Source organism: Halomonas sp. SIMBA_159, from assembly GCF_046536035.1.
GTDB lineage: Bacteria > Pseudomonadota > Gammaproteobacteria > Pseudomonadales > Halomonadaceae > Vreelandella > Vreelandella venusta_A.
Window position 1 is genome coordinate 1 of sequence record NZ_JAWJBT010000554.1, and the last position, 273, is coordinate 273.

1 protein-coding gene is annotated in these 273 nt (G+C 44.0%); it reads right to left on the minus strand.

Going from position 1 to position 273, the window contains the following annotated elements:
- The coding region (locus R0J87_RS20430; protein ID WP_498888544.1) for an abortive infection family protein at positions 1 to 273 on the minus strand (273 nt) is incomplete at both ends.

A 273-nucleotide genomic window follows, 5' to 3' on the forward strand; every position in this document is an offset into this window, starting at 1 on the left:
AACGGCGTCGAAAATGAACCGAGCCTCTCTTGGCGGTAATAATGCATTGTCGTGCGCGAGAGAGCGGTTATTGCGAATATCGTTGAACTTCTCAAAGACGGCTATTGAATACCGGATGAACAATATAGACATCTCTGATATTTCTGCCTCGGACTCTAGTGCTTTCTTATATTTCCCTACAAGGCTATGGAGCGGCTCATCCTGTTGACAGGAGATATCACGAGTTTCGAGTAAACTACGAAACCTCTTTGTACAAAAAAGGTGAAGTCTATC